Here is a 24724-nt window from a genome sequence, read left to right on the forward strand (position 1 = left end):
TTAGGCAATGTAACGTATAAAACGCCCTCTGCATGGTTAGCAGTAATCGCTTCTTTATTAATGTCATCGAACTTAAAATGTCTTTCTAATTCACCAGTTGAACGTTCGTTTAACTGTATTTTTTGGCTTTCATTTTTAAGCTTTTTATTGGCTTTAATCAATAATATATTTTGTTCAAATTTGAGTGAAATATCTTCCTTACTTACGCCAGGTAATTCTGCCTCTACGATATATGCCTCGTCTGTGTCATAAATATTTGTAGGGAAGGCGCTTGATGAAAATTGATTATAGACTTGTTTGCCTATGTCTTTAAACAATTCGCTAGGATCATTTTTGAAAAAATTATTATTAAAGAACTCATTACTATTCATTATATGCCACTCCTAAAAAAGTGTTAGATAATCAATTGATGATAGGACACCTAAATTTCAACTTCATTATATAAATTGAGTTGAAATAGGTAAAGCAAGAACACTTTTAAAAAAGAGGTATTTATATAAGTTTAGTAGGGATTATGAGTAAAAAAATATTTGGTTCGTACGAGAGAATAAGACAAAAGCTTACTATACATACTGTTGTTATTAAGTTGTGCCGTTTATGCCGAAGTTGAATGTGTCAAAGATTTTCAAAAAGTCTACTTTTGTCTCTTCTCTGCTAGTATTACTTTTCTAGATTTTTATCAAAATTTTTTAGAAACAAAATTTTGTAAGTTCGCAATTAATTCTTTAGCTTCATCTTGATTGATATTAAATTCACTATAAACTTTCATCGAGATATCTGATAAAGTCTTTTTTATTTCTTTACCTCGTTCTGTTAGTGAAATTTGGAGATTACGTTCATCCTTCTCTTCACGGCTTCGAACGACATAGTTTTTCTTTTCAAGCTTTTTCAGTAAGGGGGTCAGTGTTCCCGAGTCTAGAAATACTCGTTCCCCAAGTTTTTTAATATTAAGTTTCTCATCATCTTCGATCGCCATTAGTACTATGTAACCTGTGTAGGTAAGTTCATACTCTTTAAGGTAATTCGTGTACTTCTTAATGATTTCTTTGGACGAAACATAAAATAAAAAACATAATTGTTTACTTAAATAACTATTCTCTACATACATTAAATCACTCCTTGTTAAAGTAACAATATTATGAAGTGTATGACTTGTCAAGTGCTGATTTCATCACTATAATCAAATTGTTTTAAATTAAATTTAGGGTGCAATTGAATCAAATTTATTTGATTGTAAAACTCAAACGAATATAGAAAAAGGGGAATTGAGATATGAGAAGAATAAATGATTTTAATGAAATACTTAATGAAAGAAAATCGGTAAAGGTATTTGACAGTGACTATAAAATTCCACATGAAGAAATGGATGAAATCATAACTAAAGCTACAAAGGCACCTTCTTCAGTTAATATGCAACCATGGAGAATTGTCGTTGTTGATAGTGATGAAGGTAAAGCTAAACTTAAAGATGCATTTGGATTTAATTCAAGACAACTGACGACATCATCAGCAATGATTATTATATTTGGTGATTTGCAAAATTATGAAAAAGCGGAACAAATTTATAGTGATGCTGTAGACCAACAACACATGACTGAAGAAATCAAAACGCAAATGTTAGAATGGATTCTTCCTTATTACAAAGGACTTTCAAAAGAAGGTATGAAAGATATTGTAAATATCGATAGTAGTTTAATGGCAATGCAATTCATGCTCACAGCTAAAGCTTATGGATATGATACAAATCCAATTGGTGGTTTTGATAAAGAAAATATTGCTGAAATTATCGGTTACGACTCAGAAAGATATATACCTGTGTTAGCAATTGCTATTGGTAAAAAAGCTCAAGAAGCACATAGCTCTGTTAGATTACCTGTTCATGAAATTAGAGAATATTTATAATATGAGTTTGCTATTGATGAAGTAAGATGAGAACATTTTGTTACAATATGAATGAATCTCTTTAACAACAATCATAATTAGTTCATACTTAACAAGATAAGTATAAAAGGAGTTTCTATCATGAGTAGAAAACAGGTTATTTTTAGAATTATAATTATATTAATCATTTCTCTTATTTTAGCTGTTGTATTTTTCTTTGGGCTAAAAACTTATCAAGGTCATAAAAATATTGAACTTATGGATAGCTATATTAAAGAACACCATCTTCAAGATAAAATCAAAAAACAAGAGACTTTATATAGTGCGAAAAAAGGAATGTATTATAAACAAATTGTTTATAAAGACGAACCCAATGTGACTTATGTACTTCAACCGATAAGTACGAATAAAGGTATTTTCTCTGAAGGTTTTGATAGTGAAACTAAGAAAAGTATCAAAAAAGCTAAACACAGTGATTTCGATAAAAATTATAAACCATCTAAATAAGTAGATTTTATGACACACGATTTCAAATAAACGTTGGAATCGTGTGTTTTTTACAATATTTATTGTTTTTTCATGCGGAACCTTAAAAGTTTTATTCATTATCCAAGTTAAAATTTATGTAGATATTTTAATTTTATCTGATATAATTAGGTGATGTCAGATGAAGGGGAGTTTGCATTATGGCTCTATTCAAGAGAAAAATAAGTTTACCAACGCAAGTTATTATTGCATTGGTACTAGGTGTCATCGCGGGGCTTTTATTATTTGGACAAGATAATGTAGCAAATTACATTAAGCCATTTGGTGACATTTTCTTAAATTTAATTAAAATGATTATTATCCCGATTGTATTCTGTGCATTAGCCTTATCTATTTCGAATTTAGGGGATTCAAAAAAGGTAGGAAGCTATGGATGGAAGACAATCCTTTACTTTGAAATTATAACAACAGTCGCTATAGGGTTAGGGATTATCATAGGTAACTTGTTCAAACCAGGTTCAGGTTTAGATCCTGATAAATTACCTAAAGGCGATATTTCTAAATATCAATCTTCAGCACAATCAGCTGAACAAGCTACAACATACGGTAATCATTTAATTGATACTATCGTAAATATTGTGCCTACTAATTTATTTGAATCTTTAGCAAAAGGTGATTTATTACCAATCATCTTCTTCGCTGTTTTCTTCGGCTTAGGGTTAGCTGCTATTGGTGAAAAGGCAGAACCTGTTAAAGGTTTCTTAAATGGTACATTAGAAGCAGTATTTTGGATGATTAATAAAATTTTAAAACTCGCTCCTATTGGAGTATTTGCATTTATATGTACTACTGTTATGACATTTGGCGCATCAGCTTTAATTCCGTTATTAAAATTATTAGTTGTTGTTGTTTTTGCAATGATCTTCTTTGTGGTAGTTGTATTAGGCATCGTTGCAAGAATGGTTGGAGTAAGTATCTTCTCAATCATGAAGATTTTAAAAAGCGAGTTGTTGCTTGCATTTTCAACTTCAAGTTCAGAAGCAGTACTACCAGTTATTATGAAGAAAATGGAAAAATTTGGTGCACCAAAAGATGTGACATCATTTGTTATTCCGATTGGTTATTCATTTAACTTAGACGGTTCAGCATTATATCAATCTATCGCAGCATTATTTGTGGCTCAAATGTTTGATATTCATTTATCATTAACACAACAAATCGTGTTGATGGCTACTTTAATGATCGCTTCAAAAGGTATGGCTGGCGTGCCTGGGGTATCTATTGTAGTTTTATTAACAACACTAGGTTCTATGCATTTACCAGCACAAGGTCTTGCATTAATTATCGGAATTGACCGTTTATTAGACATGGTTCGTACATGTGTTAACGTGATGGGTAACGCATTATCAACTATTGTTATTTCTAAATGGGAAAATGTTTACGATAAAGAAAAAGGCCAAGAGTACCTTAAAACACTATAAAAATTTATATCTGACATTTTTAGCGAATCTTAAAACTTTAGTTTTTAGATTCGCTTATGCATTTGTCCAAAGACAAATGTATACATAAGGAAACTTTAGTTTTTAGATTTCCTAAAAAAAGACCTTGAAATGAAACAGATTCTTTCATTTCAAGGTCTTTTTTATCATATAGGTATGGCCGTATTACATGCCGTGGTGCATACCTTTCATATCATGTATTTTAGACATTAATCCATGTGGAACATCATCATGATCTACTTTTTTAACTTTAGTAATTTTACCTGATTTTTCATCTTTGAAAATCATGACAAAATCTTCTTTTTTCACTGAAACGTTAGCATTTGATGGTAACTTAACATTTTTCTCTATTTTTTCATCTTTTTCGCTAATCATTTTGTCTATTGTAGTACTATTTTTCATAATACCGTAATACGTATCTTTTTTACCTCCAGTCATCATCATAATGACAAGTACAATACATACAATCAACATGATTGCGATAAGTCCGAAACCTAAGGCTTTCTTATTTTTCATAGCTGTATAAAACTCCTTTATCTATATTACTTCATTTATACAAAACTTCTAATCACTTTGCAATTGTATTTAAAACATTTTTAAAATTAAAAACGTTAAAAATTCATAGAATGATAACATTTTGATAATCAAAAAGCCCTCTGCCATCAATTTCATGACAAAGGGTTCGAATAAACAGTTAAACTTCTATTGTAATAGGTGTATCTAAATCATCATCATTCATTAACTTAATTGATTTAGGTTGTACTTTTAATACACATAATTCCGGATCTTGTTTTGAATCGAAGAACGTCTTATCTTGAGTTTCCCATAACCAATCAATCACTTTTTGATCTTTAACAACCTCAATTTGAGCATCAATTTCTACAAAACTATTATTCGTAGTCTCGTTATAACCTAATAAGATATAGGCATAAGGGTTATCTTCAATTTCTTCCACTTTTACTGAATTAATGTTTGTTTTAGTATATAAAGTTAAATCATCATTGTAAAAAACCATATATCTACTATTAGGTTTATTATTATATGCAGTTGATAATACACCGACTTTTGAATTGTCTAATACTTTTTCTATTGCTTGAGTTGCTTGTTGTTTATCCACACTCATCATCTCCTTATTCATTCATATATCCAATCGGAGACGATATTAAACCAAAGCTTTATTGACTTTTATAACGGTTTAATGCAGATATATTTCACCTCATCATGTTTCAGTGTAAGTTGAAATGGTTTGTGATTTTCCTCTTGGACAGCCAATTCTGTTTTAGGATGATTACATTTATCTAATTCTTCAAGAATACTTCGTTCAATGTATAATAACTCTTTACTTTTTGGTAGTAAGTTCTGAATTGAACCATGTTCATTGTTTAAAGTATTAATAATGATGAGAGAATTTACATTTAATTGATTTTTGAAAATGAATTTCTGCTTACTATCAGATAAGTAACGGTCATTAATTTTATTAAATAATAGAAAATGATAATTTCCGCCTTTACGACTCATCAAATAGTTGTTTCCAACTTCCAATGGTTCATCTACAAATGAAGCAACCATTTTGTAGATATGCATTAAAGGTAGCGGGCTACCATAGCTATTGAATAAAGAAATATATTGTGAATCGTCATCAATAAGTTGATAGCTAATTCCACCACCGTATCTCATTAAAGCGATTAAATGACATACTAAATCTGATAATTGCAGAGGGTTAGCGCCATTATTCGTATATTTAAAGCATTTTAATGATAGATTGTTATAGACAAATCTTGTGGAAGAGATTCCAGAATCTAACATAAACTGTTTATAATTTTCAAAATGTGTAGATGAGTGATGATATGTTTTGCGTTTATTTAATAATAAATTTTTAGTTTCAAGATTTTCGATATCAATAAAATAATAGTCGAAATTTAAACGTTTCATGATGTCGTAGGTATGATCAATCGACGCAGATTCACGAAGTAGGCCTTCCACAGTCATGCCATATCGGATTTCCCTATTTTTATTTTTAATTTTCAAATGACATAGATGAATTTCATTGACTGACATGCTCTCTGAATCGAAGACAAGCATGAGTTTAACTAACTTTTTATTAGTTTTGTAATCTTGGTTACTTTGTAAAAATGACAATATCACTTGATTAATAGCTTCAAATTGTTGTGTAGTTTTTATTTTCATGGCTAGGCCGATATCTTTTTCGAATAACTTTTCAAAGCAATGGTTTAATAAATTGAAATTGATATGACTCACGACAATGTCACTAATGTCTTGAATGAATACGACGGGTTGAGGTAAGTATGAAAAATCGATGTCATAATACTCATTGAATACGAACTGAAATAACTCATTAAAGTTTTCGAAACGAATAAACGCTTTAGAACTTTTGGTGCGATCTTTAGGATTAAACTGGTCAATATCTTTTTCAGTAATTTCAGTAGCGAGTTGGTCATTAAATTCAAATTGGTTAATTAAATCTTTAAATTCTGAGTAACTTTCATTACTAAATTGAATCGTAGGGTTTAATTCAATTTTAGAAATATAAGATCGGAATTGCTTAGGACTAAATCCTAAATAATTTTTAAATTGGTTTGTAAAATTTGTGTGACTGCTAAAGCCAGAATGTTCAGATATCGCATTGATAGAGTCATCAGTAGATAATAGTAATTTAATCGCATGTATCACTTTTAAACTTGTGAAGTAGTCTTTAAAGTTCATATTTAAATATCTTACGAATAAGTTTGAACAATATGATTCTGAAATATTGCAGTGCTGTGCCACTTGACGTAGTGATAACATTTCTGAAACTTTGGTATGGATATAAGTTAAACCTTCGACAAATATAGGATGGTTGATAGCAACTTTAGGAATATATTTTCCTTTGTACCTAATTACTGACTCTTTATATAAAGTTTGTATAATTTTTGAGATTGCTTGATTATCTTGTTCCTCATTATTCATAAATCGATGGATAGATTGTAGAATAATATTTTTAACGAAACCACTTGATTGCAATAAATGTCTGTCAAAGTAACATTTAAAGAATTGATTATCTTCATTATAAAAATAAAAAACAGGTATAGAGAGCGTAACTAAATTCGAGGATTGATTAACGTAATAAATATCTGTTTGATTAATAATAGCGATATGGTTGTCTAAATCCTTCGTTTCTCCATTGATTGTAATCTTAAGATCATTTGTTAATGAAAACATGAGAATGATTCGATTAATATTGCGAGTAGGGGGCGAATGATGATGTTTATATATATTTAAAAGACAAGTCATGATTTAGAAATAGGCTCCTTATTGAATATTAAATGTTATTATAATGTATTCTTGTTGAAATAGTAATAGTGAAAAATAAAATTTTTTATTCGTGATGTTAAGCAACCTATTCAAAACTATAAGTAGTGTACAATACAAATAATTATTTAGGAATATAGAGTTCTTATTTTGGAAATTTTAGATAGAGTGCAAATGAATTTTTTGGTACATAATAAATATAGATTTCGACACAATGTAAATTCAAAAAAGAAGTTGATGTAAAGTCTTAGACGATTTACGATTAATTTTAAATTGAATTAATTTTTGGAGAGAAATCACAGCAATTAAATGTACGATGTTTGTTTATTACATCTAGAATCGACAACAGAAAAAAAGAAACATCAAAAACAACACATATTTTTCTACCTTTAATTGTTTAACTATCCCAATAGAATAAACAACAAGAAGAATTCAGTTATACTTAATAATTTTCTCGAAACTTATTCATCAATCATCTTAGAAATAGGCATCTAGAAAGTAATGGCACCATGGAATAAGAAAATGTTCAAACAACTAAGAATCAATTACATCATGAGACGAACATTCTTTCTTTAACAACCAGAATCAACATCAAGACAAACTAATGTAAAGACAAATTATTAAAATGTATAAAACAACTTTAATTAAACAACTAGAATCTACATCTATGAACATTTAAAGTATAATCGATCAACAACAATTGTTTTAGTAGCAACAATTAGAAAATTTTTAGTTAAATTACTCTCCCCCGAAGTACGATTAATTTAAAAGAAAAACAATTCTTGTGGTGCCATGATAAGTTTTATAACTTATTAAATATCAGCTTAATGTTTTAGTTATTAGAACCCATTAACAATAAGACGAGTCAGTACATCAAAGTTATTATCATCAAGTCTTATATCAAAAATATGGGGCACATCTTAGAAATCCAAATCTTTTTTCAGAATCAAATAGCACGTACATAATTGCAGTAAAGGCTAGGGTATAATTATATCCTGGCCTTATTTTAATTGTTTCAATACAGTACTATTTTGAAGATAACGCACTTCATATTTGTCTGCGAGTTCTTTCAAATAATTAAGGAGTGTTAATTGATTGAGCTGATTATCATTAAATTTATTTTTTAATAATAATGCTTTGTGTTGTTCTTCATCTGTTGCTACTTTTTTGAAATATCCCCACATATGATCATAGGCATTAATAATAGAGCCTTTAGTTGGTGTGATTGCTAATGCATTTGCAATTTCATTTTGGACCTCTTTTAGGGAGGGGTCACCTTTTAACATATCTCTAATATTGTCATATGCATGTTGATGATGTAATAAAACATGATATTTTTCTTCACTCCATAGTTTCTCAATTTTTCCTCGTTCTTTCATGATTCACTCACCTCAATTCATATATTTAACAATACCCTTACACATGATTTTAAAATTACGTGAATACTGAAAACCATTAAATGCGTATTATGGGTATGTAGTCAGATATATTAGAACCTTTGATTTCAGACACTTTAGCATGTTGTTTGTTAATAGAGTTAGACAATATAAAAATGCCTCAGAAAGATTGTAACTTACAGTCTTTTTGAGGCATTCGTGTTTTAAATGATTCATATATTTAATCTATAATTTCTGTTTGCGCCATAAGAAAATACTTACAATTGCAACAAGTATAAGAGAAATACCTACTACAATAACCCATGAAGCATAACTATGCGCATCGATTGGCAATGGTACGTTCATACCAAAGAAACTAAACACTAATGTTGGGAGTGTGAGAAGTACTGTGAACAACGTTAATGTCTTCATTATCGTATTCATATCATTAGAGAGTAATGAAGCATACGAGGTTGTGATACTCTCAAGGATACGTTGATGTAACTCGGTTGTTTCAATCGCTTGATTGTTCTCGATTACTAAATCTTCTAGTAATTCTTCGTCTTCTTCAAAACGCTTAATTGCAGGTAATCGGAATAACTTTTTAATAATGGTATCATTACCTTTTAAAGCTGCTAAGAAGTAAACTAAACTTTTTTCAACTTCCATTAATTTAAATAGTTGTTTATTTGTAATATTATTTTTCAAATCTTTTTCAATACGGATTCTCGATTTATTGAGTAAACGTAAATTCCTATTATAGTGATTCGCAATCGTTAATAAAATTTCGAGTGCAAAGCGACTATGAAAATTTAAATGAATGTCATCTTGTCGTGCGAAATTCTCTAGGAATTCATTTTCAGCGTCACAAACAGTCATAATCATACCATTACCAATAATGATACCAAGAGGGATTGTGACAAATGACAACACACGTCGGTTGGTTGAATTGACAATAGGTAAGTCGATGATGATAAGTGAATAACCTGTATCTTCATCGTATTCAATACGTGCGCTTTCTTCAGAATCTAAGGGGTCACGAATGAAGTCTTCAGGAATATTGTAAAACTCCATTAAATTTTCGATTTCTTCACGTTCAGGTTCAACGACGTTAATCCATGACGCGCTATGATCCACTGTAGTTTCTATGATTTCATTTGAATTGCTACTTGCATGTTTATAAGCAGTAATCATAACTATTATTCCTTTCAAAATCTTTTATATTCTATACTTGATTAACAGTTAGATTCTTAAGCGTCTAATTTAAGCATTGTTCTTTTGATATTTATATTCAGCCATGATACGTAATGGTCCATTAAAAACAATTTTATATATATGATGAGTGAGTTCTTCAACTGAAATACGATGAGGATCTAGAACCCAATATTTAATTGTATTAATTGTAGCTCCAGCTACATAACTATGAAAATACATTTCCGGTATACCATCGATTTCATGATTGATACTCATATATCTACTCATATTTTCTTTCATCAGTTCACTTATTTTTTCTTCAAGTTTACTTGTACGTTCTAACTGTAAAATTGTATGATAAAACTCCAAATTATCATCAATATGTTGAAGGATTTTTGTCAGTACATTTTCAATAAAGAGTTGAGAAATCTCTTCAACAGTTTCTCCGTTTATATGGTTGAAATGTGTAAGATGAGAAAGCTCTGAAATACATTCATCTTCCATGTCAGTTAGCAACATATATTTATCTTCATAATGTAAATAGAACGTACCTCTATTCACGTCAGCTTCAGATGTAATGTCTCTGATAGTAATCTTATCTAGATCTTTGTTCTGTAATAATGTTGTAAATGCCTTCTTAATGGAAGATTTTGTCTTTCTAATGCGCCTATCTTCTTTCAATTAAATATAACCTCCCGTAAAATAATAGACAATTTACAACAATGTGTTCAATAACAGACGTATCTCTATAAATTGATGATTGTTAAATTGTTCTTACCTATTATAATAGACAACGTGAAAATTATTCAACACATTGTTCAATAAAAATAGGGAGGTCATTTCATGAATATATTTAAAAGTAAATTATTATGGTTCGCGCCTATTGCTGCGATAGTAATTTTAGTTATTTTTTCTTTAGCATTTTATCCGGCATTTAATCCTAAACCTAAAGATTTACCAATTGCCATCGTGAATAATGACGAAGGTACAACAATTCAAAGTAATAAAGTAGATATCGGTAAAAAAATTGAAGATAAATTATTAGATAGTGATTCAGATAAAATCAAATGGGTCAAAGTTGATAAAGAATCTGATTTGCAAAAAGGTTTCGATAATGAGAAATACTACGGAGCAGTTGTCTTTGAAAAAGACTTTTCAAAAAATGCGATGAGTAAAACTCAAAAAGTTGTCATGGATAGTAAAAAATCAGAAATGAAAGAGAAAGTTGAATCTGGTGAAATTCCAGCACAACAAGCTCAAAAAATGAAACAAAAAATGGGTAATCAAAGTGTTGATGTGAAACAAGCAAATCTTAAAACGATTGTTAGCCAAGGTTCTAACTTACAAGCATCAAATATTGTGACTAACGTTTTATCTGGCATCGGTGAAAACTTAAATAAACAAATTACAAAACAAAGTTTATCTACACTCCAAAAGCAAAATGTAGATGTAAGTCCTAAAGACATTCAAGGTATTACTAATCCAGTTAAAGTAGATAATCAAAAAGTCAATAAAGTTAAAGACCATCAAGGTGGCGGTAATGCACCATTCTTAATGTTCATGCCAGTATGGATGGGCTCAATGATTACTTCAGTTCTATTATTCTTTGCATTTAGAACAAGTAATAACTTTGCAATTCAACATAGAATTATCGCTTCAGTAGGACAAATGGTTACTACTGTTATAGCAGCATTCTTAGGAAGTTTCGCTTATATTTACTTTATGAAAGGTGTCTTAGGATTCCACTTCGATCATCCTAATAGAGTGGCGCTGTTTATCGCTCTAGCAATTATGGGATTCGTTGGACTTATTTTAGGAATTATGGTTTGGTTAGGAATGAAATCATTACCTATCTTTATCTTGCTCATGTTCTTCAGTATGCAAATGGTTACATTACCAAAACAAATGCTCCCTGGAGGCTATCAAAAATGGGCATACGGTTGGAATCCATTTACTCATTACACTACAAGCTTAAAAGAACTTATATATATGAATAAAGCCATAGAATTAAACGGAACAATGTGGATGTTTATCGGCTTTATGATTTTCGGTATTGTTTCAAGTTTAGTTGCTGCCATTGTTAGAAAACACAGCACTAAACGTACTGAAGTACCATCTTAATATGACCAATACAACGTTAGCTTAATAATAGCTAGCGTTGTTTTTATTTTTAAAAAATTCATTGAGCATATATATGATATTTGGTGAACTAAAAGAAATACAAATGAACAAAAGTAAGCGTTTACACTATGAAAACAAACACAAATAAGCTAAAATGTTGTTATACATAAAGACAAGGAGATGGAGAATGATGTCAGTATTAGATCAATTTAAACTAGATGACAAAGTCGCAATTGTGACAGGAGGTGCATCTGGTTTAGGCAAAGCAATGGGGAAAGCTTTAGCAGAAGCGGGAGCAAATTTAGTGATCGCTGATATGAATCTAGAAGTAGGTCAAGAAACTGCTAAAGAATTTGAAGAAACAACAGGTAATAAAGCAATTGCTTGTGAGGTAGACGTTACAAATTTAGATCAAGTCAATGCAATGGTCAAAGAAACGATGGATACTTTCGGTCACATAGATATCTTATTCAATAATGCTGGTATTAATGAGCATGTGAAATTTGAAGATATGCCTTATGATAGATGGAAGAAAACGATGGACGTGAATTTAAATAGTATGGTACTTGTAACGAATGCGGTAGGTGAAGTATTCCGCAAGCAACAACATGGTGTGATTGTAAATACATCTTCCATGTCTGGCGTAATTGTTAATTCACCTCAACCACAAGCTGCATACAATACATCTAAAGCAGCTGTTATTATGCTTACGAAAAGTCTAGCGAATGAATGGGCTGAACATAATATTCGAGTCAATACGATTGCACCAGGTTATATGAAAACAGAACTCACTAAAGACTACTTTGCAAAAGGTGGCGACATGATAGATACGTGGATGAATATGACGCCAATGAAACGACCTGGCGTTCCAGAAGAATTACAAGGCGCAGCATTATATTTAGCATCCGATGCCTCATCATTTGTAACAGGTTCTGTTATTACAGTGGACGGCGGATACACAGCACTTTAATTAAGTTGAAAAAAAGTTCATAAATAAAAAAGGTTTGGGTGTAATAGCCCAAACTTTTTATGTGGACAAAGTAAAGAGCAATACGCACTAATTTATCAGAAAATTAGAACTTTAATATATCGGATTGACGTTTTCGATATACGTGCTATTATATTACTTAGATATCTAACTAAATGAGGTGGAACAATGAATTTAACATTTCAATATTTGATTCGTAGTCTTGCACATCAAATGAAGAACTACGCAGATAAAAGGTTAGATGACTTTGGTATAACTCAAGAACAAAGCCATACACTTGGCTACATTTATCGACATCAAGAAGAGGGAATGACCCAAAAAACATTATTAGAAGCCTTTGATCGAAAAGGATCTACAGTAAGTAGTACTTTGAAAATACTTGAGAGCAAAGGACTCATATACCGTAAAGTCAACCCTAAAGATACCAGAAGCAAACTTTTGAAACTCACTGATGAAGGAATTACACTGGTTGAATCATTTATTAAAATCTTTGATGAGATTGAAGAGAATATGTTAAAAGATTTCACCGACAATGATAAAGAAAAGTTAAGAGAATATTTTGATAGAATGATGAACAATTTAAAATAAATGCAAGATTAGAACTATAGTGTTGAAATCATCTGTACTTTAGTATGTGGCACAAAGGTTCTAATCTTAAATTTTGAATATATAGTTAGATATCTAATTATTAGGTGTCTAAACAAAAAGAAAAGGGAGTTTATGAAAATGAAAGACGAACAACTATATTATTTTGAGAAATCTCCAATTTTTAAAGCAATGATGCACTTCTCAATTCCAATGATGATTGGGTCATTACTTAGTGTTATTTATGGTATTTTAAATGTATATTTCATAGGATTTTTAGATAATAGCCATATGATTTCGGCGATTTCACTTACTTTACCTATTTTTGCTGTGTTAATGGGATTTGGTAATCTTTTTGGCGTCGGGGGAGGTACATTTATCTCTCGTTTACTTGGCGCAAAAGATTACAGTAAAGGTAAACATGTAGGAAGCTTCTCAACATATGCAGGTTTTATTCTAGGTATTATCATTGCAATGATAGCTTTACCATTTACAGATCAAATCGCACATATTTTAGGTGCTAGCGGAGAAACATTAACGTATACAAGTAACTTCTTGAAAGTGATGTTTTTAAGCTCACCATTCGTCATTGTATTCTTTATTTTAGAACAATTTGCACGCGCTGTGGGTAAACCTATTATTTCAATGATTGGTATGTTATCTAGTGTTGTTTTAAATATGATTTTAGATCCTATCTTCATTTTCGGGTTAGATTTAAATGTCGTTGGTGCAGCATTAGGAACAGCAATTTCTAATGTAGTTGCCGCACTCTTTTTTGTGATTTACTTTTCAAAAAATAATGAATCTATATCACTTCGACTAAAAGATGCAACACCTACATCTGAGATGTTAGCTGAAATCTTTAAAATAGGTATTCCAGCATTCTTGATGGTCGTATTAATGGGCGTGACTGGATTAGTATTAAACCTATTCTTAGCGAAATATGGAAACTATGCGATTGCAAGTTATGGAATACAGTTTCGACTTGTTCAATTTCCTGAGTTAATTATTATGGGATTGAGTGAAGGTGTAATTCCGCTTATTGCATATAATTTCGTATCGAACAAAGATAGAATGAAAGATACAATTAAAGCAGTTATTATCTCTATTGCGGTCATTTTTGTGATAAGTATGAGTGTTGTATTACTATTCGGTCATCAAATTATACAATTATTTAGTACAGATGTTCACATCGTTCATCTTGCGACCTTCATGTTAAAAGTCACTATGACATCATTACTTCTTAATGGCATTGGCTTTTTATTCACTGGTATGTTACAAGCTACAGGTCAAGGACGAGGTGCCACAATTATGGCGATACTACAAGGAACTGTAATCATTCCAGTACTATTTGTAATGGACCATCTTTTCGGATTAACTGGTGTGGTATGGTCATTATTAATTGCTGAAACACTTTGTGCTTTAGCAGCTATGCTCATCGTTTATTTATTACGTAATCAATTAGCTGTTGATAGAGACGAATTACTTGCAGAAGCATAATTCAAATTAATCTATAGGCAAGTTTAGAAACAGTATTAATGAAGGTTTCTAACTTGCCTTCTTTTTTGTCTAAATAGTGAAAAATTAGAATTGTTATTGTTAAGTGAAAATGTAAGCTATATCATTGAAAACAGGGCAAAATTTATAAGGACATATAAGAGGAGGTTTCAATGTTACTACGTAATAAGATGTCTAAGTACATCATTGCATTGGTGATTATATTTTTCATGACATTGGTTCCAGCCTTTGAACATCAAGCTTCTGCACATGCAACTTTAGAAAAGACTACGCCTCAAGAAAAGGGTGTTGTTAAAGAAAAGCCAGAAGAAATTCAATTGGAATATAACGAACCTGTGAATGCAAAATATTCAAATATAACATTATATAATGATAAAGGTAAGAAAATCAGTGAAGTCAAACCGACGACCTCAGGATGGTCTAAAACTTTAGAGTTCCCTGGTGATCAAATTGCTAAAGGAACAAATACGGTTGAATGGCATGCAATTTCTGCTGATGGCCACGAGGTCAGTAATAAATTTGAATTCTCTGTTGGAAAAGTGACTGCCAAAAATGTAGACACTTCAGATGCTTTTTATGCGCAACCAAGTTTTTGGTTCGGTGTCTTTAGATATCTGACAGAGGGCGCGACAATTATTTTAGTTGGCTTGTTCTGGGTAAATGGTATTGCCAAACGACGAGGTTTACGACAATTTAATATCTTACCTAAACAAGTAGGCGTTACTTGGATAATGGCAATGACATTACTCATGTCGATGATTGTTTACATGATGACACTCACGTCAGATGTGTTAAATGATATTTTAACGTTAAAAGCAGATGTCATTATGCAATTTCCATATATTATTAGTTCAATTGCTCTAATCGTGTTATTTATATTGATGACACTTAAAGATATGGAAAAAGTATGGTACTGGTTGGTATCATTTGCGATGATATTAGCAATAGCGATGTCAGGACATGCTTGGTCACAACATATACCTTTATGGTCTATCATCATAAGAACCTTACATTTAGCAGGTATGACATTATGGCTAGGTGCCTTAATTTATCTCATCTGTTATGCCAAAACTGAACGCGGAAATCAATTAACTAATGTGAGACAGATGTTGTTAAGAACAAATATCACAGCAGTAGCTATATTAATTATTTCTGGCGTGTTGATGGCGATAGATGAAACAAACATACTGACAATTTGGAGTCATCTACAAGCTTGGACTATATTTATGATCATCAAAGTGATTGGTACTTTAATCATGATGATTTTAGGTTTCTATCAGACAACCAAAGCTTTAGGTAAAAGAAATAAAGTAAATCAACCGACATTATATATAGAACTTATTATCGGTATAGCATTAATCTTTGCTGGCGTGATGATGAGTCAAATTAATATTCCAGGTTAAGGAGGACAATGATGTTACGAAAATTAATATCTATGACAGTGATTTTATTCTTTGCAATAGGGTGCTTTAAATACGCTGACGCCCATGTCACGCTAAATCCTAATCAAAGTGAACCAGGATCTTATGATAAATACGATGTGCGTGTGCCTGTCGAACAAGATGATAATACTGTAAAAGTTGAATTAAAAGTACCTAAAGGTGTAAATGTTGCGAATGTTGCACCAGTACAGGGATTCAAACATCATTTCGAGAAAGATAAAAAAGGCAATATCACTAAAATTACTTGGACAGCAACAGGGAAAGGTATTGGACCTAATGAATTTATCGAATTCCCAATCGTTGCAGCTAATCCAGAAGATGAAGGTACATTTAAATGGAAGGCATATCAAACATATGACAATGGTGATGTTGTAAAATGGACTGGTAAAGAGGACAGCGAACATCCTGCACCAACGACTACAGTGAAAAAAGGTGCGAGCGCAAATAATAGTAAAGCTGATGAATCAGCATCCACTGGTGGTGGATCTATCGCTTTATGGATAGTATCTATATTTGCAATTATTATTTCATTAGTTGCTTTATTCAAACATGCACGTAATAAAAAATAAGTATTAGCTAAAAATTCCTGAGGGGATCTCAGTAATCCTTTTCAGGGATTTTTATTATTACCACAACGATTCTTCGTGATTTTGTCACTTTAATATTTAACAATATGTTCTATAATATAATCGTGAGGGAGGACTCATCATGCGTAGATTACTATATTCTTTTCTTTTTTATATGATTATAGGATTACTAAGTGGTTTTTATTATAGAGAATTAACGAAAGCGCATCATTTTACGGGCGATACACAATTAGCGCTTGTACATACTCATACACTCATATTGGGGATGTTTATGTTCTTACTATTATTACCACTTGAAAAGGTATTTAAATTAAGTAGTTATTATTTATTTAATTGGTTCTTCATCGTTTATCATTTAGGTGTCATTGTGACAATTGGAATGATGACAGTTAAAGGCACACTACAAGTTGTTGGTGCTAAATACTCTCCAGAAGCATTAGCAGGCTTTGCAGGTATAGGACACACTGGAATGCTTGCAGGACTGTTATTACTCTTCTTTTTACTCAGACAAGCCATCATTACAGAACCCAGAGATTAACGTAAGGAAAATTGAAGTATAAAGAATATTAGAAAATTACTGTCATTCGAGAAGATATATTTTTTGGAAATAAATACGTAGTATTGACGGCGACACGCCTGCAGGAATAGCATGAGTCTTGAGACTACTTGTAAGACAGTTGATTTTTAAAAGACAGGCTACGCAGTAGCTGATTGATATTGAGCTCATAAAATGGCTCAACATCTAATCATCCTTGCGGGGGTGATAATACGAATTCTTAAATTCTAGAATTCTGTATCACTCCCAAGCCATGCCCGTGGCAAGGGAGCTAGTCAATAAGAAGTATTGGAATTTTAACATTATATTTCGAAGAGATTATCTATAGTCTAAAGCTCGTGAGATATTGAACTCACGAGTTTTTTATTTTGCGAGCGTTGTTTTAATATTTTCAATCTTCTATTTCACTATAGTATAATGATTGTGTGTTAAATGATAATTATTATCATTGGGGAATAACTGATGTAATTTACATACATCATAGGAGGAAATCATATGGAAGACGTTACAATTATTGGTGGCGGTCCAGCTGGATTATTTGCAAGTTTCTATTCTGGATTAAGAGGGATGTCAGTTAGAATCATAGACGTGCAAGATAAATTGGGTGGCAAAATGCAAATTTATCCAGAAAAAATTATTTGGGACATCGGGGGCGTGGCACCTAAGCCATGTTACCAAATTATTGAAGATATGATTCAACAAGGTTTGCATTTTCAACCTAAAGTCAATTTGAATGAACGTGTAACTGATATACGCAAAGTTTCAGAAAGACATTTTGAAATTGAAACAGAAGAGGGACATATTTACGAATCTAAAGCAGTTATTTTCGCCATAGGTGGAGGTATAATCAATCCTAAACCACTTGATATTAAGGGAGCAGAACGATATCAACTCACTAACCTTCATTATGTAGTGCAATCATTTTCAAAATTTAGAGGCAAAAATGTGCTTATTTCAGGAGGCGGCAATACAGCATTAGATTGGGCGAGAGATATTGCTAAAATCGCTAATCGTGTTACAGTCGTTTATCGAAAAGCAGAAACGAGTGGTTATGAAGCGATGAATAGGATTTTGGAAAATCTTGGTGTACAATTATCGCCAAATACTAAAATTAAGCAACTCATCGGAGACGACAATGAGACACGCATCCGTCAAGTTCAATTAGAAAATGTTGAGACTGGTATAACAGAAACTCAAGACTTTGATGAGGTGATTATTAGTCATGGTTTCGATCATGAGAATCCACTACTCAAAGATTGTACATCTCAATTTGAACTTTATGACGAATATCGTGTTAAAGGATTTGGAAATACCACAACGAGTGTCGAAGGTATATATGCTTGTGGAGATATTGTGCATCATGATGCAAAGGTTCATCTGATTGTAAGTGCGTTTAGTGACGCAGGTAATGCTGCAAATTTAGCCAAAACATATATAAATCCGGAGGCAGCTACTGAAGGCTATGTATCAAGTCATAACGACATTTTTAAAGAATCTAATGAAGATATCGTTAATCAATATCTGTATTGAGTTGAATGAAAGGACGAAATAGGGATGGCATTAGTTAAATTTGAGGCGCCTAAAGTTCAAGACTATTGTGATTTAAGAGTGAACGCAGGTATGAGTCCTAAATCGATTGAAGCGGCTGAAAAGGGGTTACCCAATGCTTGCTTTAACGTCACAATTTATGAGCAAGAAACTTTAATAGGTATGGGACGTGTAATTGGTGATGGCGGTACAGCATTTCAAATTGTAGATATCGCAGTGGATAAAAATCATCAAGGTTTGGGCTATGGTCGTAAAATAATGGAAGAAATTATGACTTACATTGATAGTGTTGCAGAAAAAGGAACCTACGTCAGCTTGATGGCAGATTATCCAGCAGATCAACTTTATGAAAAGTTCGGTTTCAAAAGTACAGAACCCTATTCAAAAGGAATGTACATCAAATATTAAATTGAAAGCGCGCGAGTGGGTATCAGATTCACTCGCGCGCTTTTTCATACATTTTTTATACTTAAGCATTGAAATCAATGACAATACGTCCAGTATTTTCATGATTAATGACTTTTTCAATAGCATCAGGAATGTCCTCGAATGAGATAATATGCTTGATATCATGTAATTGATCAGGTTTTAAATCTCTTGCTAATCGTCTCCATACACGTCTACGTAATTTAATAGGTGTAAATACAGAATCAATACCGATGATACTCACACCTCTTAAAATAAACGGAAAGACAGAACTTTCGAATTCCGTTCCACCAGTCATACCAATGACAGCTACGCTACCATTATTATCTAAACGTTTAACAATATAAGGTAAGTTCTTACCACCTACTGGGTCAATGGCAGCTTGCCATGTACGAGAAGCAAGTGATTTATCATCATTATCAGGTAAACGGTCAATTACTTCAGTGGCGCCTAATTCTTTTAGTTGGTTATCAACATCTTTACGACCTGTACTTGCGACAACATCGTATCCTAAATTATCTAGCATCAGCATAGCCAATGTACCAACACCACCAGTCGCACCTCTTACAAGCACTTCATTACCTTCAATTGACATGCCTGCTTTTTCTAACTTTTCAATGGCTAAACCAGCAGTATAACCTGCTGTTCCATAAATCATCGCTTCTTCTAAAGTTAAACCTTCAGGCAATTCAATCACCCATTCTGATTTAACACGAGCATATTCGCTAAATCCTCCATAGTGACTTACTCCTAAATCATAACTTGTGACGATGACTTTATCTCCAACTTCAAAACCAGGTGCATTTGTTTCTTCTATCGTTCCTGCCAAATCGATACCAGGGACCATTGGATACTTTTTCACGATAGCATTATGATCTTGTGCAGCTAACGCATCTTTATAATTGATACCTGAATAATGTACTTTGATAAGGACATCTCCCTCAGGTAAATTATCTTTTGTTAGGGTTTTATATTCTTGTGAAACTTTGCCATTCTCGTCTTGATCAACTATAAAAGCTTTGAATTTTTCAACCATTATCAGTCACTCCTTCAAATGTTTTATATATCAACTTCGCATAGTTAAATGTATTCATTGGTTCTAAATTTACTTAATTATTGTTTACCCAGTAATTTTACTTTTTAAAATGACTATCTTTATAAAGTACCTTTTCTCATTTAAAAATTAAAATGACTATCTTTATAAAGTACCTTTTCTCATTTAAAAATTAAAATGATATTTTGATAAAAAGTTAAAAGAGTTGTTATTGACACAAATAACACCCACGAATATAATTATCATGATAATGATTATCAATTGAGAAGTTTTGTATGAATCTCATTGGGAGATTGAATGTCTTAACAATACATAGTTTAAATTTTTTATGAGGTGAAGTAATGAAGAAATTACCAGTAATTTTATTAGCATCATCATTGTTATTAGCAGCATGTGGAAATAATGACAGCGATAAAAATAGTTCAAGTTCAAATAATAATAGCAGCAACAGTAGTAATAAAAAAGAATTAAACGAAGCAACTAAAAAGTATGAGAAATATACAGATGGTCAACTTGATCAATTCTTAAAAGGAACTCAAAAATTTGTTGATGCGATTCATGATAATGATATGCAAAAAGCGAAAGAATTGTATCCTAAAGTACGTATGTACTATGAACGTTCTGAGCCTGTAGCAGAAGCATTTGGTGATTTAGATCCTAAAATTGATGCTCGTTTAGCTGATATGAAAGAAGAGAAAAAAGCGGATCAATGGACTGGTTATCATAAAATCGAAAAACAATTATATCAAGATAATAAAATCGATAGCACGACTAAAAAAGATGCAGATCAGTTATTAAAAGATGCGAAAGAGTTACATGCGAAAGCAGACACTTTAGATATTACGCCAAAATTAATGTTGCAAGGTTCAGTTGACTTATTAAACGAAGTTTCAACATCTAAGATTACTGGTGAAGAGGAAATCTATTCACACACTGACTTATACGACTTCAAAGCTAATATTGAAGGTGCACAAAAAATTTATGAATTATTCAAACCTACATTAGAGAAGAAAGATAAAAAGTTAAGTGCTGATATTCAAAATAACTTTGATAAAGTGAATAAACTGTTAGATAAATATAAAGACGGTGACGGTTACAAATCATATAATGAAGTAACTAAGAAGGATAGAAAGGCATTATCTGATGCTGTTAACTCTTTAGGTGAACCGTTAAGTAAGATGGCCGTGGTTACAGAATGAGTAAATTAGATAAAAATCAATCATCGCAAATGTCGCGCCGTTCATTTTTAAAAATGTTAGGCATCGGTGGGGCTGGCGTAATGATTGGAGCAAGTGGTGTCGGAAGTATCTTCTCATTTAAATCAATGTTTGATACGCCAGAAGATGAAGAGAAGGATGCATATGAGTTCTATGGCAAAGTTCAAGCTGGAATAACTACGCCAACACAGCGGTCTATTAATTTCGTCGCTTTAGATTTGAAGACAAAAGATAAATCTGAAATTAAAGAGATGTTTAAACAGTGGACTAAGATGGCGGCACAAATGACTGATGGTGATGCTGTAGGAAAGGAAAGCAACAATCCTTTACTACCTCCTGTTGATACAGGTGAAGCGATTGGTTTAAGTGCAAGTAAGCTCACACTTACGTTTGGCGTAAGTAAATCATTTCTTAAGAAGATAGGTATGTCAGATAAGATACCTAAAGACTATAAAGATTTACCACACTTCCCAAATGATCAACTTTCTGATGATTATAGTGATGGAGACATTATGATTCAAGCGTGTTCAATGGACGATCAAGTCACATTCCATGCCATTCATAATTTAATACGTCCATTTAGAGATGTTGTACAAGTCAAATGGTCTCAAACAGGTTTCGTTTCAGGCCAACTTCATGAAACGCCACGTAATTTAATGGCATTTAAAGATGGTACAGTTAATCCTCGTCATACTGATGAATATAAAGATTATGTATTTATTAATGATGGATGGGCTAAAAATGGGACATACTGTATTATTCGCCGTATTCAAATCCATATTGAAACTTGGGACCGTACTGCGCTTGAGGAACAAGAAGCTACGTTTGGTCGTAAACGTCAATCTGGAGCGCCACTTACAGGTAAGAAAGAGTTTGACGAACTCGATTTGAAAGCAAAAGATAGCAGTGGTCAATACGTCATTCCTGAAGATGCACATGCACGCTTAGCGCATGAAGCGAAGACTTCTATTAAACGTCGTGCCTATAACTATGTTGCAGGAACAAATGAGAAGACGGGTGCATTAGAAACTGGATTACTATTTATTTGCTTCCAAAAATCAACACAACAATTTATTGATATTCAAAATCATTTAGGTCATAAAGATAAATTAAACGAATATATTACACATCGTGCCTCCGCAACATTTATCGTGTTACCTGGTGTAAAAAAGGGAGGATACCTCGGTGAAACATTATTCGATTAAGATACTTGCTATCTTAATTCTATTATTATCTGTATTAAAAGTAGCACCTGTACATGCAGAAGATGCTTCAATGAGTGAAGCATATGTATCGATTACAGATGCTAAATCAACAATTAATGATGATTCTAAAAAAGATAGCGACAAGCAAAAAGCGATTCGCAATGTAAAAAAAGAAATTGATGCTTTAAATGTGAAAGATAACAAAGAAGGTAAAGCAGTTAAAAGTAAATTAAAAGAAGTTGAAAATGCTAAATCTTCAGATACACAGGGAGATAAGCTATCCGAATTGACTAAAGCATTAATTGCTTATGAAGATTCTCAGTCTTCTAAAGATGCGTCAGGTCAAATCAAAGAGCTTAAACAAGCAGTAGATGCGAAAGATGCGCCTATACAAAAAGCGATTAAAAGTAAAAATCGTTCAGAATTAGAATCAATTAATAATAGCTTAAATCAAATATGGACAAGTCATGAGACGGTAATTCGTAATTATGATCAAGGAAAATATGGCACAATCGAAGTCAATTTAATGCAACTTCGTGTTGCCGTTCAAAAGGATCCGTTAGATACTAAGAAAGTTAAAAATGCATGGGATACCTTTAAATCGAGTATCGACACGGTAGATCAGAAACAGTCTTCTGAAGATAATGGAAAGTACAAAGTCACGCAATTAAATGACGAATTAGATAAAGCGATTAGTGGTATTAACAACAACGATTTAAATAAAACTGACGAAGCCTTATCTAAATTCATTCAAATTTGGCCATACGTCGAAGGGAAAATCCAAACAAAAAATAGTAGCTTATATACGACGATTGAAGACAAGATTCCTTATTATCAAAGTATATTAGATCATAGTAATAAAGAACGTGTTAAAGATGGTTTAAAAGATATTAATAACGATATCAAAGACACTGTTGGAACAGGTGATTATACCTTTGTCGATGTGATGATTATCTTCTTGCGTGAAGGTTTAGAAGTACTACTTATTATTATGACGTTAACAACAATGACACGTAAAGTTAAAGACCATAAAGGCACATCCAGCGTTATTGGTGGAGCGCTTCTAGGTTTAATATTAAGTATTACACTTGCAGTCATCTTCATTGCAACGATTGGTAACAATGGTATTGTACGTGAGGGTATGGAGGCTGTGCTAGGTATTGTTGCAGTTATCTTGATGTACGTTGTCGGCGTGTGGATGCATAATCGCTCGAGTGCGAAACGTTGGAATGAAATGATTCAATCGATGTATCAGAATGCAATTAGTAACGGTAATCTCGTATTGTTAGGTACGATTGGTTTAATTTCAGTGCTCCGTGAAGGTGTCGAGGTCATTATATTCTATATGGGTATGATAGGAAGTATTAAAACTCAAGACTTCATTATCGGTATCGCAATAGCTATTGTGATTTTAATCATCTTCGCCTTTGCGTTTAGATTCATTGTAAAATTAATTCCAGTACACTATATCTTTAGAGTTCTTTCAATACTTATCTTTATCATGACATTTAAAATGTTAGGTGTAAGTATTCAAAAATTACAATTATTAGGTTGGATGCCTCAACATAGTATTGAAGGACTTCCTACAATCAGTTGGATTGGGTTCTATCCAAGCATTGAAACAATTATTGCTCAAATTATTCTTATTGTGTTGATACTTTTCTTTGTATTTAAACAACGTAAAAAGAATCATTTATAAATAAAAAGAGGTTGGGACATAATCAATTGTCTC

At 32.0% G+C, this 24724-nt stretch carries 24 protein-coding genes; 15 read left to right on the forward strand and 9 right to left on the reverse strand.

The features are described 5' to 3' along the window. Both HMPREF3264_RS02385 and HMPREF3264_RS02390 read right to left on the reverse strand, forming a co-directional pair. The coding region (locus HMPREF3264_RS02385; RefSeq protein WP_070871808.1) for an Hsp20 family protein at nucleotides 1-371 on the reverse strand (371 nt) is incomplete at its 3' end. Between the two features lie 308 nt (nucleotides 372-679). Next, on the reverse strand, nucleotides 680-1108 hold the full coding sequence (locus HMPREF3264_RS02390; RefSeq protein WP_070871809.1) for a MarR family winged helix-turn-helix transcriptional regulator: 429 nt from the start codon (nucleotides 1106-1108) through the stop codon (nucleotides 680-682). A gap of 164 nt (nucleotides 1109-1272) precedes the next feature. Here HMPREF3264_RS02390 and HMPREF3264_RS02395 point away from each other — a divergent pair, with 164 nt between their 5' ends. The 3 genes from HMPREF3264_RS02395 (at nucleotide 1273) to HMPREF3264_RS02405 (ending at nucleotide 3848) form a co-directional block, all read left to right on the forward strand. Next, nucleotides 1273-1902: a nitroreductase family protein gene (locus HMPREF3264_RS02395; RefSeq protein ID WP_070871810.1), complete on the forward strand. Its 630-nt coding sequence runs from the start codon at nucleotides 1273-1275 to the stop codon at nucleotides 1900-1902. 120 nt (nucleotides 1903-2022) lie between these two features. Further along, on the forward strand, nucleotides 2023-2388 hold the full coding sequence (locus HMPREF3264_RS02400; protein WP_002444025.1) for a DUF3139 domain-containing protein: 366 nt from the start codon (nucleotides 2023-2025) through the stop codon (nucleotides 2386-2388). Nucleotides 2389-2567: 179 nt separating this feature from the next. Continuing rightward, entirely contained in the window at nucleotides 2568-3848 is a 1281-nt protein-coding gene (locus HMPREF3264_RS02405; protein WP_070871811.1) for a cation:dicarboxylate symporter family transporter, read from the forward strand. Nucleotides 3849-4031: 183 nt separating this feature from the next. Here the strand turns inward: HMPREF3264_RS02405 and HMPREF3264_RS02410 are convergent, their stop codons facing one another. From HMPREF3264_RS02410 to HMPREF3264_RS02435, 6 genes are all read right to left on the reverse strand, one after another. Beyond that, nucleotides 4032-4382 (reverse strand): DUF4889 domain-containing protein, encoded by a 351-nt coding sequence (locus tag HMPREF3264_RS02410; protein ID WP_002444021.1) that lies wholly within the window; start codon nucleotides 4380-4382, stop codon nucleotides 4032-4034. Between the two features lie 178 nt (nucleotides 4383-4560). Next, nucleotides 4561-4989, reverse strand: coding sequence for a pyridoxamine 5'-phosphate oxidase family protein (locus tag HMPREF3264_RS02415; protein ID WP_241159062.1), 429 nt, complete (start codon nucleotides 4987-4989; stop codon nucleotides 4561-4563). Between the two features lie 62 nt (nucleotides 4990-5051). After that, nucleotides 5052-7157, reverse strand: a complete 2106-nt coding sequence (rsp, locus tag HMPREF3264_RS02420) for an AraC family transcriptional regulator Rsp (protein WP_070871812.1) — start codon at nucleotides 7155-7157, stop codon at nucleotides 5052-5054. 1019 nt (nucleotides 7158-8176) lie between these two features. Further along, a complete protein-coding gene (locus HMPREF3264_RS02425; RefSeq protein WP_070871813.1) occupies nucleotides 8177-8554 on the reverse strand; it encodes a DUF1722 domain-containing protein in 378 nt (125 codons plus the stop codon). A 243-nt stretch (nucleotides 8555-8797) separates the two neighbouring features. Then, complete coding sequence (locus HMPREF3264_RS02430; RefSeq protein ID WP_002444014.1) at nucleotides 8798-9745, reverse strand: magnesium transporter CorA family protein; 948 nt, start codon at nucleotides 9743-9745, stop codon at nucleotides 8798-8800. Between the two features lie 69 nt (nucleotides 9746-9814). After that, nucleotides 9815-10426, reverse strand: a complete 612-nt coding sequence (locus tag HMPREF3264_RS02435; RefSeq protein WP_002444012.1) for a TetR/AcrR family transcriptional regulator — start codon at nucleotides 10424-10426, stop codon at nucleotides 9815-9817. A gap of 162 nt (nucleotides 10427-10588) precedes the next feature. Between HMPREF3264_RS02435 and HMPREF3264_RS02440 the strand changes: the two genes are divergently transcribed. The 9 genes from HMPREF3264_RS02440 to HMPREF3264_RS02480 all read left to right on the forward strand — a co-directional run bounded on the left by HMPREF3264_RS02440 (nucleotide 10589) and on the right by HMPREF3264_RS02480 (nucleotide 19498). After that, nucleotides 10589-11866: a YhgE/Pip domain-containing protein gene (locus HMPREF3264_RS02440; RefSeq protein WP_002444010.1), complete on the forward strand. Its 1278-nt coding sequence runs from the start codon at nucleotides 10589-10591 to the stop codon at nucleotides 11864-11866. A gap of 190 nt (nucleotides 11867-12056) precedes the next feature. Further along, a complete protein-coding gene (locus HMPREF3264_RS02445; RefSeq protein ID WP_083327776.1) occupies nucleotides 12057-12836 on the forward strand; it encodes a glucose 1-dehydrogenase in 780 nt (259 codons plus the stop codon). 186 nt (nucleotides 12837-13022) lie between these two features. Next, the gene (locus HMPREF3264_RS02450) at nucleotides 13023-13442 is read left to right on the forward strand and encodes a MarR family winged helix-turn-helix transcriptional regulator (protein WP_002444006.1); all 420 of its coding nucleotides are present in this window, start codon (nucleotides 13023-13025) and stop codon (nucleotides 13440-13442) included. Between the two features lie 138 nt (nucleotides 13443-13580). Then, nucleotides 13581-14939, forward strand: a complete 1359-nt coding sequence (locus HMPREF3264_RS02455; RefSeq protein ID WP_070830252.1) for an MATE family efflux transporter — start codon at nucleotides 13581-13583, stop codon at nucleotides 14937-14939. Nucleotides 14940-15109: 170 nt separating this feature from the next. Beyond that, nucleotides 15110-16360, forward strand: coding sequence for a copper resistance CopC/CopD family protein (locus tag HMPREF3264_RS02460; RefSeq protein ID WP_070871815.1), 1251 nt, complete (start codon nucleotides 15110-15112; stop codon nucleotides 16358-16360). Between the two features lie 11 nt (nucleotides 16361-16371). Further along, nucleotides 16372-16968 carry a YcnI family protein gene (locus tag HMPREF3264_RS02465; RefSeq protein WP_070871816.1) on the forward strand — a complete coding sequence of 199 codons (597 nt, stop codon included), beginning with the start codon at nucleotides 16372-16374 and terminating at the stop codon, nucleotides 16966-16968. Nucleotides 16969-17107: 139 nt separating this feature from the next. Beyond that, nucleotides 17108-17524, forward strand: coding sequence for a DUF2871 domain-containing protein (locus HMPREF3264_RS02470; protein WP_070830255.1), 417 nt, complete (start codon nucleotides 17108-17110; stop codon nucleotides 17522-17524). Between the two features lie 513 nt (nucleotides 17525-18037). Next, nucleotides 18038-19072, forward strand: a complete 1035-nt coding sequence (locus tag HMPREF3264_RS02475) for an NAD(P)/FAD-dependent oxidoreductase (RefSeq protein WP_070871817.1) — start codon at nucleotides 18038-18040, stop codon at nucleotides 19070-19072. Nucleotides 19073-19096: 24 nt separating this feature from the next. Next, on the forward strand, nucleotides 19097-19498 hold the full coding sequence (locus HMPREF3264_RS02480; protein ID WP_070871818.1) for a GNAT family N-acetyltransferase: 402 nt from the start codon (nucleotides 19097-19099) through the stop codon (nucleotides 19496-19498). 61 nt (nucleotides 19499-19559) lie between these two features. Here HMPREF3264_RS02480 and HMPREF3264_RS02485 read toward each other — a convergent pair whose 3' ends face one another. Continuing rightward, nucleotides 19560-20552 carry an acrylyl-CoA reductase family protein gene (locus tag HMPREF3264_RS02485; RefSeq protein ID WP_070871819.1) on the reverse strand — a complete coding sequence of 331 codons (993 nt, stop codon included), beginning with the start codon at nucleotides 20550-20552 and terminating at the stop codon, nucleotides 19560-19562. 359 nt (nucleotides 20553-20911) lie between these two features. On the opposite strand from HMPREF3264_RS02485, the gene efeO reads away from it, so the two are divergent. Genes efeO through HMPREF3264_RS02500 form a run of 3 tightly spaced genes read left to right on the forward strand, consistent with a single transcriptional unit; the run spans nucleotide 20912 to nucleotide 24691 of the window. Beyond that, complete coding sequence (efeO, locus tag HMPREF3264_RS02490) at nucleotides 20912-21769, forward strand: iron uptake system protein EfeO (RefSeq protein WP_070871820.1); 858 nt, start codon at nucleotides 20912-20914, stop codon at nucleotides 21767-21769. Continuing rightward, on the forward strand, nucleotides 21766-22992 hold the full coding sequence (gene efeB / locus HMPREF3264_RS02495) for an iron uptake transporter deferrochelatase/peroxidase subunit (RefSeq protein ID WP_070871821.1): 1227 nt from the start codon (nucleotides 21766-21768) through the stop codon (nucleotides 22990-22992). The genes efeO and efeB overlap by 4 nt, the downstream gene beginning before the upstream one ends. Continuing rightward, the gene (locus tag HMPREF3264_RS02500) at nucleotides 22973-24691 is read left to right on the forward strand and encodes an FTR1 family protein (protein ID WP_070871822.1); all 1719 of its coding nucleotides are present in this window, start codon (nucleotides 22973-22975) and stop codon (nucleotides 24689-24691) included. Before efeB ends, HMPREF3264_RS02500 begins: the two co-directional genes overlap by 20 nt. Nucleotides 24692-24724 lie beyond the last annotated feature (33 nt).

The sequence above is a fragment of the Staphylococcus sp. HMSC62A08 genome, from assembly GCF_001839105.1.
Lineage (GTDB): Bacteria > Bacillota > Bacilli > Staphylococcales > Staphylococcaceae > Staphylococcus > Staphylococcus caprae.